At 43.2% G+C, this 13,828-nt stretch carries 14 protein-coding genes; 9 read left to right on the forward strand and 5 right to left on the reverse strand.

The features are described from left to right. Positions 1-11: 11 nt before the first annotated feature. The 5 genes from BQ9856_RS23070 to BQ9856_RS23090 form a co-directional block, all read right to left on the reverse strand. Complete coding sequence (locus tag BQ9856_RS23070; protein ID WP_077613072.1) at positions 12-2,759, reverse strand: type 2 lanthipeptide synthetase LanM family protein; 2,748 nt, start codon at positions 2,757-2,759, stop codon at positions 12-14. A 158-nt stretch (positions 2,760-2,917) separates the two neighbouring features. Then, entirely contained in the window at positions 2,918-3,064 is a 147-nt protein-coding gene (locus BQ9856_RS23075; protein ID WP_077613073.1) for a lacticin 481 family lantibiotic, read from the reverse strand. A 17-nt stretch (positions 3,065-3,081) separates the two neighbouring features. Continuing rightward, positions 3,082-3,228 carry a lacticin 481 family lantibiotic gene (locus tag BQ9856_RS23080; RefSeq protein ID WP_077613073.1) on the reverse strand — a complete coding sequence of 49 codons (147 nt, stop codon included), beginning with the start codon at positions 3,226-3,228 and terminating at the stop codon, positions 3,082-3,084. 284 nt (positions 3,229-3,512) lie between these two features. Further along, positions 3,513-4,880, reverse strand: coding sequence for a sensor histidine kinase (locus tag BQ9856_RS23085; RefSeq protein ID WP_077613074.1), 1,368 nt, complete (start codon positions 4,878-4,880; stop codon positions 3,513-3,515). 4 nt (positions 4,881-4,884) lie between these two features. Then, positions 4,885-5,586, reverse strand: a complete 702-nt coding sequence (locus tag BQ9856_RS23090) for a response regulator transcription factor (protein WP_077613075.1) — start codon at positions 5,584-5,586, stop codon at positions 4,885-4,887. A 144-nt stretch (positions 5,587-5,730) separates the two neighbouring features. Here BQ9856_RS23090 and BQ9856_RS23095 point away from each other — a divergent pair, with 144 nt between their 5' ends. The 9 genes from BQ9856_RS23095 (at position 5,731) to BQ9856_RS23135 (ending at position 13,823) form a co-directional block, all read left to right on the forward strand. Continuing rightward, a complete protein-coding gene (locus BQ9856_RS23095; RefSeq protein WP_077613076.1) occupies positions 5,731-6,495 on the forward strand; it encodes an ABC transporter ATP-binding protein in 765 nt (254 codons plus the stop codon). Beyond that, positions 6,492-7,217: an ABC transporter permease gene (locus BQ9856_RS23100; protein WP_077613077.1), complete on the forward strand. Its 726-nt coding sequence runs from the start codon at positions 6,492-6,494 to the stop codon at positions 7,215-7,217. Before BQ9856_RS23095 ends, BQ9856_RS23100 begins: the two co-directional genes overlap by 4 nt. A 12-nt stretch (positions 7,218-7,229) precedes the next feature. Beyond that, a complete protein-coding gene (locus BQ9856_RS23105; RefSeq protein ID WP_077613078.1) occupies positions 7,230-7,994 on the forward strand; it encodes an ABC transporter permease in 765 nt (254 codons plus the stop codon). 2 nt (positions 7,995-7,996) lie between these two features. After that, on the forward strand, positions 7,997-8,293 hold the full coding sequence (locus BQ9856_RS23110; RefSeq protein ID WP_328587262.1) for a hypothetical protein: 297 nt from the start codon (positions 7,997-7,999) through the stop codon (positions 8,291-8,293). 220 nt (positions 8,294-8,513) lie between these two features. Continuing rightward, complete coding sequence (locus tag BQ9856_RS23115; protein WP_077613079.1) at positions 8,514-8,924, forward strand: helix-turn-helix transcriptional regulator; 411 nt, start codon at positions 8,514-8,516, stop codon at positions 8,922-8,924. A 39-nt stretch (positions 8,925-8,963) separates the two neighbouring features. Next, positions 8,964-10,280: a sensor histidine kinase gene (locus BQ9856_RS23120; RefSeq protein WP_077613080.1), complete on the forward strand. Its 1,317-nt coding sequence runs from the start codon at positions 8,964-8,966 to the stop codon at positions 10,278-10,280. A gap of 12 nt (positions 10,281-10,292) precedes the next feature. Beyond that, on the forward strand, positions 10,293-10,862 hold the full coding sequence (locus tag BQ9856_RS23125; RefSeq protein ID WP_077613081.1) for an accessory gene regulator ArgB-like protein: 570 nt from the start codon (positions 10,293-10,295) through the stop codon (positions 10,860-10,862). Positions 10,863-11,076: 214 nt separating this feature from the next. Further along, positions 11,077-11,997: a 1-phosphofructokinase family hexose kinase gene (locus BQ9856_RS23130; protein WP_077613512.1), complete on the forward strand. Its 921-nt coding sequence runs from the start codon at positions 11,077-11,079 to the stop codon at positions 11,995-11,997. Between the two features lie 2 nt (positions 11,998-11,999). Then, positions 12,000-13,823 (forward strand): fructose-specific PTS transporter subunit EIIC, encoded by a 1,824-nt coding sequence (locus BQ9856_RS23135; protein WP_235839289.1) that lies wholly within the window; start codon positions 12,000-12,002, stop codon positions 13,821-13,823. Positions 13,824-13,828: the final 5 nt, after the last annotated feature.

Raw genomic sequence — 13,828 nt, forward strand, 5'->3', positions numbered from 1 at the left:
TCGCCACCTCCCTATATACTTTCTATTGCCAATACAGAAGGCAATTTTATATTTTCACAACGGTTCAGCAAATATTGTATTCCGGATTCTCCCACCATAAATCCAATCGCATTGATCGCTCCGGGAGCTCCTACACAGCTATATCCCTGTTTTGCTGCCTCACCCATTGTTTCAATTATGTACATTTCCTTTTCAGGTTTTCTTCCGAATATTTTATCATACGAAAGCAGGAAATCGATAAAAGCAAAATTGCCATGACATAAAGAATAGTTTTGCGAATTTAATACTTTACTTTCCACTATTTCTCTATATTGAACCAGCATTTTATCCAGTTCTGCTGCACTCATTCCGATGATCCCATCACTCATAAAGTTCCATTTTTTCCATATCAGGCGGGAATACATGATTCCACAGGAACCATGGCACCAAAAATGAGAATATGTCTCCTTACTGTTCCTTAAATCCCTCCACATATACTTTCCTGTATATAATCTGTGTTCCTTTTCCCACAATTCTTTTGCCAATGTCACCAGCTCTTCCCGTTTTTCAATCCGGTTCATACACATGACCGATGTCAGAATACCTGAATATCCATGTGCGAAACTGGCATAATTAAAAGTTTTATCCATAACATTTCCATCATAATCAGACATAAAATATTTCGTTAATACAGGGAGCATTTCTCTTGCAAATTCGTCTGTTTCATGCCTGGCAAAAAAATATATGACGGCGGAGTGCAGACCCGATAAAGTATCATAACAATTTGTTTTTGATATATTCTTTTTGATCAGCTCTTTGATATTGGTAATGTAAAGGTCTGCCTCATCATTATTTATGATCCCGGTTTCCTTCATTTTAGTCATAAATGCATATATCCCTGACAAGCCGCAGAAATAAGAAATATTGTAATCATTGAATATTCCGATATGATAAGCCGTTTTAACTGTATCATAAATCTTCTCTAAAATCGTTTTTGTAAATGTATCCTTATGATTCAAGTATTCAGCAAGATACATATAACCGATTCCCACCAGTCCGGAATATAAAGACCAATCTAATATGGCATACTCCAATTGTTCCTTATCGTTTACCATAAGACCGATCCAGCTGATGGTACCGTCATCTCCGACAATCCGGTTGTCATCAATATTTTTTCTCAGTGATTTATGATTCTCTGAAAGTGTTTCTTTTTTTACACTTGCATCCATATCCTTATATTCGATCCCCAAAGCGATACTCGATGTTATTGATTCACTGATCAGCTTTTTTTGCTTCGCTAACATTTGGGGATTTGTCTGATATTCCAAAATATCGTATATTTTCTTCAAACTGAACTCATGCATGTCCAATATCTTTTTTTGCATGCTGCCATGATATCCGTATACATAGTTTAAATGCATATTCCAATAAAAACTGGGAATATTGCTCTTGCATAATTCATTTACCTCATACATATAAACGTCCTGATTAAACTGATTGCTTCTCTTCAAATTTTCCAGCAATCCTTTAAATAATTCCGGTTCATACCGATACTTAGGGTCACTCTTAATTCTTACTATTTGTGAATATCCCTTAGTCATATTAAGAATAATACGTGCTTCAATCTTATTTAGGTTATCCAGAATGTAATTCAAGATGTCGCCTTTTTTCTTTCTGAATATATCCTCAGCCTGTTCAAACCCTTTCATTATCTGGTCTCCGTAGAGTAATGGGTCCGTTTCCTTATTTGGCAAATGATTATATTGTGTAATCAATTTTGGCTCAGTATAAATGCACATATCATCCCGATATTCGTTTTTAACTTTTTCAGCAGTGATTTTTATCCCTTTATTCGATAAACAGCTTACATCACCTCCGAAATACTCTGTCATAGAAAATATTGGGATTAAACCAGTGGCCATTACCCCATATAATAGTCTTTGTACCGCCTTATACTGTGCATCGTATTCGAATTTGTGCGTATCAAAAAACAAATAGGAAGAAAAAATTGTTTCAACATCTGTAATCACAGGATATTTACCATGTGCGATCAAGTTTTCATAATGCATATCGTTCATGCCTGATAAATATGCAATGAACAGGAGTTTTCCATAATTGATATAGAATTGATTTATTCCGTTTTTATCAGACATTTCCTCATATTCAACAAATTTTACCCATGTTCCCTCGCTTTCGCATATGCAGTCATACTGCCTGGTATATTCATCTTCGAAAAAGTAACTGATTACTCCTTTTAGGAAATTTAAGTTATCTCCTTTTGTAGGCTTGAAAACTAATTTTTTACCGGATGCAAAAGTTATAACCAATACACACTTATCATTATGCCAATCCCCGGAATTTGTAATGTTTATAATATCTTCCGATTCCGTATGAAAAAAATATTGGCAAACAGTCCGTTTATTTCTTTGAAATAAGTTTATTACTTCTAAAATATATTTACATTTTCCCTCTACTTCTTCATATAACTGTGTTCTCATAGACGGAAACATCTTTTCCATCGCATCAATCGAATATTGGTCATTGCAAAACCAAAGATAACGGTTTTCCGGTGTATCACCTGTCAAATGACCTTCCACCCGGCTTACATTCATACAATAAAGTAAAGATTTAAAACATCTTTTAAATATCTCTTTCTCAATCAGGTCCTTCAAATACGGGTATTCTTTTATATGAAAGTCCAGGTTTTCCTTTTCTTCTATTTCCCTGATAATATATTTAAAAATATATTCAATATATAATCTGCCAAATTTTTTATCCATATTGTCCCTCCGGTAATATCCGACATTGTTATTCTTCTGAATTTTTATAGATCTCTCTCAAGACACTATATTTATCACATAGGCCGCTTAGAAAAATATGTAATCTAAGCGGCCTGTTAATAAATCCTATTTGAGAACATTAATAAAGTTTTATTGTATTATGAGCAACATGTAAAAATAAACTGCCATGTATTCATTGCACATTCATGGCTGATCGTTTTGATTACACCATTACCGCCGCCCAAAATCTGCTCCAGCTCTTTTTCTTCCATCGGATTTGTCAGTTCAAGGATATCATTTCTCATGGTTTTTCCTCCTTTAATTATGAGCAGCATGTAAAAATAAACTGCCATGTATTCATTGCGCATTCATGGCTGATCGTTTTGATTACACCATTGCCGCCGCCCAAAATCTGCTCCAATTCTTTTTCTTCCATCGGATTTGTCAGTTCAAGAATATCGTTTCTCATGAAATTTCCTCCTTCTCCTCTACTCAAATAGGACTATAGTTACATAATAGCACTTATTTTAAAGCATAATTGGAGCTTGTAACTTTTCCCCCGTTACCATGTAAGTTTTCCCTATTAAAAATCAGGAAAATCACGGTCATTCCGGAATGAAGCTGTTAATAAAAAAGTATGCAGCCAAAAATGAGTGAGAAATAAGCTTTTCATTCATTTTTGGCTGCACACTTTTTGTCAGCTATCCCTTTTCCATTGCCGCTTATATTGTTATATCCGCAACTGTCATCCAATTAAGTGACTGTTTTTGGAAATGTCAAAACGGTCTTATATCCTTGTTGCGCTTTGCTTTCTATTTGCATTGTACCGTCGTGAGTCTCCACGATCTGCCGGACAAGTATAAGCCCCAAGCCATGGCGCAAGTCTAAGCGTTCATCCGTACTTTCCATGTAGTGCGGTTTTTCTTCCAACTCCCGTAACTTTTCAGCCGAAAGCCCTACACCGTTATCTGCAACAGTGATGGAAAAAGAGGTTACCGCATCATCCAGAAGCAGCTTCATATCACACCCTTTCGGGTTATGACGAATACTGTTCTGTACTAAATTAGCGATTGCCCGTGTAATCAGCCGGGCGTCACATTCGAATATGACTGATTCGGCAGCAGGCGCTATTAAAAGTTCTATGGAATAGGCGTCTGATATACCTCCATTCAGCAGTTCTGCCACATATGAGCGTATCAAGGAACGAAGACGCACCCGGGTTTTATTGATTGGCTGCATGTCATATTCCAGCCTGGACACTAAATTTAAGTCCTGGACCAGATCTTTGATTTTGGCGCTTTGCCTCCTCACGATTTCAGCCTGTTCTTTGACCGAATTGCTTGAAGCTTCATCACACATAATGCGGTCCGCATATCCCATTATCATGGAAAGCGGCGTTCGGATGTCATGGGAAACGCCGCTGATCCAGTTGGCACGCGCCTCGTTCTGCCTGCTGAGTATCCGGGAGGCTTTGTTCACGCTGTCCGCTACCTCAGACAGTTCCCCGCTGATGGAGAGGGAAACCGGCTTGCCGTCAGAAAGCGTTTTGATGGAAGAAATGATTGGCTCCGTGTTCTTCATGATCTTCCGGTTGGACAGATAGTAGGCAGCAAATAAAATCAGACAGTCTATTACCAGCATACCCGTCACATAAAGCGGCAGAAGCTGCATTGCCTGTATCGAAAAATAATTACCGGTAAGTTTTGTGTAGCTGTCTTTTGGATAACCCAATACCAGCATGCCGTCTTCGGTGTTCCAAATGAAAACGGGATAATCGGCAAGATAGCCCTTGGAAAATACGGCCACATCCTGAATGGTATAGGAATCCGGAATTACCTCCGGTACATCGGCAGACCATACACATCTGCCCTCCTGATTTAAGAACATAGCCCATATATGATTTCGCTTCAGCTTTTGAGCAGCTTCTTCGGATATTCCATCTTCTGTGCAGGCCTCAGCGGTTTCTTTTAATAAATTCTGCGGGGAAGTTTCCCCGTAATCTTTTGTCAATGCAGTGCCAAATGTCAACCCAAAGGTAATTACATTGATAAAAAGCAGCGCCAGAATAACGGCTGCAAAAGAGATCAGGCATTTTGAAATATATTTTGCAAATGATTTCATGGCATCACTTCCTTGTATTCAGCTTATAACCCAGTCCTTTTATTGTGATAAGAGAAACCGGCTTTGACGGGTCCGCTTCAATTTTTTCCCGGATACGCCGCACATGGGCATTCAGGCTGTTTTCATAGCCAAAAGGATTTTCGCCCCAAAGTGCTTCGCACAGTGCGTCTACCGTGACGATCTTCCCCTCGTTTCTTGCGAGGGTTTCCAATAAGGTATGCTCCTTTGCGGTCAATGGGATAATCTCACCGGCCTTTTGGACCTCAGCCCGGCTGAAGTCAACCGTGCATCCGTCCAGCTTTATAAGCACTGCGTCTTCTTTATAACACCGGCGCAAAACCGCATAAATACGCAACAGCAATTCCTGCGGGAGAAAAGGCTTTGCGATATAATCGTCCGCACCGAGGCCCAGCCCGGCCAGCTTATCCGCCGCCTCATCCTTTGCCGTCAGGAAAATGACCGGCACATCGGTAAATAAACGGATCTGCTGCATTAAGGAAAATCCGTCCCCATCCGGCAGCATGACATCCAGAACTGCCAGATCAGGTTGTTCCTTTTCGGCAGCTGCAATGCCTTCCCTGACGGAGGCAGCGGTAATGATATTTTCAAAGCCATCATCCTTTAGAATGGCAGTTACCATTTTAAGTAAGTCCGGCTCGTCATCAACAAGCAGAAGCTTTTTCCTGTTTAAAAATGAATTGTCCATAGCCATACCTCCAACGAGGACATTATAACATAGTACGTCAGTTTTGCGTGCAGTCTTGAAAAAAAGTAAGGTAAAAGTAAGGAGGCGGGAATGTAGATGTCAGGTTGGTGCTGTAACATAGAAGCATCGAAAGGAGATGTTTCAATGGATACTATTATCACAACAGAACAGTTGACGAAAAAATATAAAGACTTCACTTCTGTCAGCGATGTATCTCTTCACATTCGGAAAGGCAGCATTTACGGTTTTCTCGGCCCGAATGGAGCCGGAAAGTCCACCACCATGAAAATGCTGTTGGGGCTGACCGCCCCCACAAAAGGCAGCTTTACCATTGACGGGAAACACTTTCCCCAGGACCGGCTGGCAATCTTAAAGGAGATCGGCTCTTTCATAGAGTCTCCTTCGTTCTATGCAAACCTGACAGGACGGGAGAACCTTGACATCATTCGCAGGATTTTAGGCTTGCCGGAAGAAACGGTGGAAGATGCACTGGAGATGGTCGGCCTTACGGAATTTGGCGGCCGGCTGGCAAAGAAGTATTCACTGGGCATGAAACAGCGTCTGGGACTTGCAGGAGCGCTGTTAGGCAGACCTCCCATCCTCATTCTGGACGAACCGACCAACGGCCTTGACCCCTCCGGCATCCATGAAATCCGAAATCTGGTGAAATCACTGCCCGGTCTCTATGACTGCACAATATTGATTTCATCCCATATGCTGTCGGAAATTGAACTGATGGCAGACGATATCGGCATCCTTAACCACGGGCGCCTGCTGTTTGAAGGCACTATGGATGAACTGCGTCAGAGCGCATTACAGGCCGGATTCGCTGCGGACAATTTAGAGGATATGTTCCTTTCGATGATAGAAAAGGATAATGCGGACAGAAAGCAGAGGGCGAAGCTATGAAAGCGCTCATGATTGAACTTCGGAAAGAAAAGCGAACCGGCGTTATCCCCGTATTGCTGGCAGTTGGAGCTTTGGGAGCTGCCTATGCCTTTGTCAATTTCCTTGTACGGAAAGATACGCTGCTGTCCATGCCGCTGGCTCCGATGGATGTTCTGCTGACACAGCTCTACGGCATGATCATGGTACTAAATATGTTTGGCATTGTGGTCGCTGCCTGTATGATCTATAACATGGAGTTTAAGGGCAATGCCGTCAAGAAAATTTATATGCTTCCTATGAGCGTTCCGGCTATGTATTTCTGCAAATTTCTGATTTTAACTGTGATGTTCTTTGCGGCCGTTGTTCTGCAGAATCTGGCATTCGTACAAATCGGTATGACAGACCTGCCGCAGGGCTCGTTTCGGTTTGGAACGCTGGCTGCTTTTGCCGGATATTCGTTTCTGACCTCCATGCCGATGTTGTCCTTTATGCTGCTTGTTTCCTCCCGCTTTGAAAATATGTGGGTCCCCCTTGGCATCGGGGTAGCCGGATTTTTAAGCGGTATGGCTTTGGCAACATCAAATGCCGGACTGCTGTTAGTACATCCCTTTGTGGTGATGCTAAAGCCGGCGGTCGCCATGAGCGCACAGCCCGATATGACCGTAGCAATCAGTTCTGTGGCCGAAACGGTTCTTTTCCTTGGTGCGGGATTATGGATGGCTAAGAACCTTCGCTATGAGTAAGGAGGTATTATAATGAATTTTTTTGAATTACTCAAAATTGAGTTTATAAAAGTGAAACGCTCCAAGATTGTTCCGCTGATCTTTATTGCTCCATTGTTGGTGGTGGCATCAGGGGTCGCCAATTTGAGCACATATTTCACCCCGGAATATACCAATGCCTGGCCTGCTATGTTCATTCAAAGTGCGCTGGTCTATGCTTATTACCTGCTGCCATTCTCCATGATCGTGGTTTGCGTGATGATTGCAGGCCGGGAAACACAGAACAACGGTATACTGAAAATGCTGGCTCTGCCGGTCAGCCGGTATAAGCTCTCACTGGCAAAATTCTGTATACTCATGTTTTATCTTTTCATGGAAATGGTTGTATTCCTCGCAGTATTTGTTGTTGCAGGTTTGATTGCCACAGGTACAATGGGAATAACAGAAACGCTGCCGGTGCTTTACCTGTTTAAATGGTGCGTGGGTCTGTTCCTTACCATGCTCCCCAGTGTGGCGGCAATGTGGATGATTATAGTTCTGTTTGAAAAGCCGCTGCTTTCTGTAGGCTTAAACTTACTCCTTGTCATTCCGGGGGTTCTGGCTGCCAATACACCGGTTTGGATCCTCTATCCGTATTGTTACAGCGGCTATCTGGTTTCCTGCTCGCTGCATGATTTTACTATAGCAGCTTCCGGATCTGCGCTTACACTGTTCCCGTTCCTGCCCTGTGCGGTACTGGTCTTTGTGCTGGCACTGGCACTGGCTGTCACCCAATTTGGAAAGAAAGAAATGAGGTAATTATGATGGAAAATAAAAAACTTCAAAAATTAAGTGCAGCTGCATTGATCATAAGCGTTTTACCGCTTACAACCTTAATCCCGGTTTTTTTAGGGATCACTCTGCCAGATGGGGTGCGCAGTATCTGGTCCTTAGCAAACATTGTATTTGTACTTTCCGGGCTATGCCTCTCTATTGTCTGTGTGCGGAACAGTGAAAGCCGGAGTGCCGTAAATATTACTGCTATGATCATCAGCATTTTGTGGGTACTGATGATGCTTGGCATCGTTGCTCTGGCGCTGTTACTGAACGCTCAATGAGGAGAACTGCCTATGCGGCCAGTTAAAAAAATCATCAAGTTACCATTGAATAGCAGGTGCTCCTTTTGGGACTGAATTCTACAAACTAGTTCTGTTGACATAATTTGTTCAGACCTCAATATTTTTGCTGTAAAACAGACCCAGATTTGCTTGTAATAATGAAATCAGGAGCGGCGGTTTTAAATCAGATAAAATAATACTAGAAAGGAATGATTACAACATGGCAGAAAACCGTATCCGCGAACTGCGTAAGAACCATAACTTATCCCAAGAGGCTTTTTCCGTAATACTCAACACAACCCAGCAGACGGTCAGCCGTCTGGAGAATGGAGCCTATGACATATCGTCCAACCTTCTCATAGAGATGGCAGGATTCTTTAATGTTACCACCGATTACATTCTCGGGATTTCCGAAGTAAAGCGGGATCTCAACGGACAGATCCGCATGAGCCGGGAGCTGGACCAGTGCTATGACATCGTGCTTCGGTACCAGAACCTGTCCGACATAAACAAAAGGACCTTCCGGATCATTCTGGAGCGTCTGGAGCAGGCACAAAGAGAAAGCAATGAAACGCAGAAAAACAGCAGGATGAAGGAAGATGGGAAAGATGTACAGAATAGCATTGCGTGATGATGACGCCGCATTTGAGGGATGGAAGGCGGTGGTGGATTGACAGGATATATTTTTGAATTGATGGATATGCTCTTGTCCTGCCTTCATCTGCTCATCCTGTATAAGTGCATGAAAGCTTTTTGGGGACCGTCATGGAAAATCTTTCCCGGATGCATCGGCTGGGGAGTCTATTATATATTCCAGTTGTTCTCCGGTCTTGAAACGCCGATGCCTTCTCAGGTTCTGCTTGCAGGAAATATCCTGCTCGTGCTCCTGGTAAGTACCCTTTCCCATTATGGGAGCTTAAAGCAGCGGTGTGTATTTTCTTTTTTGGTCTGTACGGTATGGATGCTCGTGGAAATTATTGTTATAATTATCATGGAGCTGCTGGGATTGAGCGGAAATGAACTGCAGGCGGCAGGAAGCATCATTTCAAAGATGTGTATGCTCATCCTTGCCGTTGTCATCAGCCGGTATCTGCAGGGAAAGCTGCGCCGGGACATACCCGTCAGGTATTTCCTGACAATCCTGGTGATTCCGGCCGGCAGCATCTATCTGATGCACCATATCTTCCTGATTTCGTACCAGCACCGGGAATACGCCCTGTTCGCCGTATCTGCCAGCATCCTGCTTCTCCTGGTGAACTATGTGATCTTCGAGGTCTACGACTGGATGGCCCGTGTTGCGGAGATCCGGGAACAGAACCGTCTGTATGAACAGCAGCTGGAGCTGTGCAGCCGGCAGGCGGAGGAACGTGAAAGCCTTTACCTTGAGCTGCGCCGGATGCGGCATGACATGAAGAACCACTTAACAGGGCTCCTCGGTATGGTACAGGCCGGCGGCGCGGAGGAAGCCACGTGCTACCTTCAGGAGCTTCTGGATGACGGGATAGCAGGCAGGCCTGAGGAAGTATCACGCAGCGGTAACATCGTGGTGGATTCCCTTGTGAACCATAAATGCGCACTGGCCCGCAGGGAAGGGATAGATTTTGAGGCCAATGTGTTCCTGCCCATATCCCTGCCGTTTCATGGCGGACATCTCGCCATCATCTTCGGAAACATTTTGGAGAATGCCCTGGAAGCCTGCCGGGATATGAAGGACGGGAAGGGGTATATCCGGCTGGAGGCATCCTATGCAAAGGAAGTGCTTTTCCTTACGGTCTGCAATTCTTATAAAGGGGCAAGGAAAAAGGACCGGGATGGCAGGTATGCCACTACTAAGAGCGATCCCGGCAGGCATGGCCTGGGGCTGGCTTCAGTGGAGCAGGCGGCAGCCTGTTATCACGGACAGGTGGAGGTAACGGACCGGAAAGGGATTTTTCAGGTATCAGTGGTCATGTATGGGGAAAACGGGGAAAATGATATGCTTGCTTAAGGAGAATATTTTATGAAATATTTGTCTGATAAATTAACCGGTTACATACTGAAAAAGGGCATGATCCAGGAAGAAGCTTACGATATCTATCAGTATGGATTCCAATGTTTTTTAGAACTTTCTATCAGTACCATATGCAGCATTATGATTGCCTTTTCTCTTGATATGGTATTAGAATGTATGTTATTTTTCCTCTTTTTCATCCCCATGAGATCTTATGGCGGAGGAATACACATGGAAACATACCTTGGATGCTTTTTCTCTTCATGTGCCATACTTATATCTGCGCTCCTGGCAGTGAAATACCTGACTATACCGCCTCTAATTTCTTTCATGGTTTACATTCTATGTGTCATAATGATAAAATTAATTGGTCCTGTAAATCATCCAAATAGAAAAGTTGACAACAAAGAAAACCGGACATTTATAAAAAGGACCGATTTTACATTATTAATAAGTTTTCTTATAGCTGTCATATTTATTCTATTAAATAAAACAAGATATATCTTTCTTGAAACCGTTGTATTTATGTTCCTGTTTATCACCTCGTTAATTGGAAAAATAAAATACCATAATAACTGAAAAAGGGCGGTAACGCCTTGGCTTAAAAAAAGATTGGCTGATGCCAGTCTTTTTTTATTTGCCCGGGCAACGAGCCAGGCGCGTTTCTTTCGTTTTTGAAAATGAAAAGACCGCATATGTGCCGGAATTTTCGTATTCTGAAAAGATTTTCATGGGATCCTTCTCTATAATAGGAATTGAGCGGAAGCTCTGTAAAAAAGTGAGGGGTGATGAGATGATATATACTTTGACTACAAATCCTGCGATCGATATGAATATTTTTTCCAATGGGATTCAGGGGAAAGCAGTGAACCGTACGTTTGGTGCGGTTTATACTCCCAATGGAAAAGGCTTAAATGTGAGTTACTGTTTAAAACGGTTTCGAACGCAGTCCGCAGTTATCGGCTTTTTTGGAGACTTTTCAGGACGGTACATAATAGAAGAAACTGAGAAGCGTTTCATTGAGACATATCCGATCTGGGTAGAAGGTACAACCAGGATCAACATTTTTTTGAATGATGGAGATCAGGAATATAAGTTTGTAAATGAGGGGTCTTATGTATCTCCGGAAAAGCAAAGGGATATGTGTAAGCTGATCGAAGGACTTGCTGATCTGGAGACTTTAATCATCAGCGGCAGCCTTCCAAAAGGAATTGAGAATCAATTTTATGATGAAATATTGGAAATCTGCCGGAAAAGGCACGTCACCGTCATTTTAGATATCAGTTCTTCTTATTTGAATGAACTGATGCATTACCGGCCGCATTTAATCAAGCCTAATGATGAAGAGATAAAGGATATCTTCGGAATCATTATGAGAGACGAGAACGATATCAGGGATGTGCTGCAATACCTCCATGAAAAAGGTGCACAGAATATTCTCCTTACGCTGGGAGAACGGGGTTCTTATTTTTATAACGGAAAGTCCGTCTACCGTGCGGGTACAAAAAAAGTAAAGCTGGTGAGCTCTGCCTGTGCCGGAGATGCTTCGCTTGCAGGCTTCCTGAGCATATGGCTGGAAAGACCGTATAAGATTGAAATGGCGTTAAAACGTTCAGCCGCGGTCGGCGCAAATGTTGCAGAAAGCAACGGCCTCGGCTTAATGGATAAAGTAGAAGATTACGCAAGAGAAATTATTGTGAGAGAGGTGGAATGAGTATGAAATTACTTGGGGTTACGGGATGTCCGACGGGGATCGCACATACGTTTATGGCGGAGAAGGCCTTAAAAGAGGCAGCGAAGAAACTGGGGTGTCATATCAAGGTAGAGACCAATGGGGCCATAGGGGTTGAAAATCCGTTGACTGCAGCGGATATTGCTTCTGCGGATGCGGTTATTGTTGCCTGTGATAAAAACGTGGATTTAGAACGCTTCAACGGAAAACCGGTATTAGAGGTGCCGGTAGCAGAAGGGGTCAGCAAAGCGGAAGAACTGGTGAAAGCCTGTATGAACGGGAAGGCGCCTGTCCGCAAGGGCATGAAAAAAACGGACGGAACACAGGAGCAGAGTCTTAATGCGGCACATCAGATTTATAAACATTTGATGAATGGTGTTTCCCATATGCTGCCGTTAGTTGTGGCAGGCGGAGTGCTGACGGCAATTTCATTTTTGTGGGGAATCTATTCCTTTGATCCGGCTTCTGAGCAGTACAACAGGATCGCAGCATTGATAAAATCGGTAGGCGGTTATTCTATGGGACTGATGGTCACAGTGCTCAGCGCATTCATTGCACAGTCAGTCGGCGGACGTCCCGGCATGATCGCAGGTTTTGTGGGAGGTATGATTGCGGGAAGTACGGATGCAGGATTTCTCGGAGGAATCATTTCCGGATTTCTGGCCGGTTATCTTTCGCTTGCAGTTGTGAAAGCATTAAGAGGACTTCCGAGACAGTTAGAGGGGTTAAAATCTATTTTTATTGTGCCGATCGTAACGGTTGGCGGTGTCGGCATTCTGATGATGCTTTTCAGCCAGCCATGTGCGGCGCTTAACCAATGGATGATGGAGGGACTGTCAAGGATCCAGGATACCAGTCCTGTTCTTTTGGGAATTGTCATTGGCTGTATGAGCGCATTTGATATGGGAGGTCCGGTGAATAAAGCAGCTTATGTGACAGGAACCGTTCTTCTTGGACAGGGAAATTATTATTTTATGGCGGGAGTTTCAGCAGCTTGTATTACCCCTCCGCTGGTTTTTGCCATAGCGGCTACGATTAAGAAAAACCGTTTTTCAGAGGAAGACAGGACAGCAGCACTGGTCAATTATATTCTGGGCTGTACCCATATCACGGAAGGGGCGATTCCCTTTGCGGCAAAGAATCCGTTAAAGGTGATTCCTATTCTGATGGCGGGGTCATCCATATCAGCAATTGCCACTTATCTGATGAAGATTGAGGTGCCTGCACCCCATGGCGGATTTCTGATCTTAGGATTGGTAAATAAGCCGGTCGTCTGGGTGGTTTGTATCCTGTTGGGATCTTTGGTCGGAGCAATTCTGTATATCCTTGTCACTCCGGTGGTTCCGGACAAGGAAAAAAAATCCGCTCCGCTTTTGTATCAAGAGGAAACCGTGTGTCTTTCTCTGGAAAAAACGGAAAAAGAGGATGCAATAGATGAAATGATAGCAATGCTGAAGGCAGATGGGGTATTAAATAACGCAAAGGCATTTAAAGCTGAAATCATGAAAAGAGAAGTTGTTTCATCGACTGCATTTGGAGGAGGAATTGCAATCCCCCATGCAAAAACGTCGGCAGTAAATATGCCAAGGGTTGCAGTCGGATTGTCAAAGAAAGGTATTTCTTATGATTCCATGGATGGAGAACCGGTATTCGCGGTTTTTATGATTGCTGCCGGCGAGGGAGAGGATGATGCGCATTTAAGACTGTTGTCCGCTTTATCACAGAGACTGATGGAACCGGCATTTATGGAACGTTTGAATCAATGTAAGTCGAAAAAAGAGGTTGTTTCATTGTTATCACAAGAATAGGAGAG

It is taken from the genome of Clostridium sp. Marseille-P2415, assembly GCF_900155545.1.
Taxonomy (GTDB): domain Bacteria; phylum Bacillota; class Clostridia; order Lachnospirales; family Lachnospiraceae; genus Lacrimispora.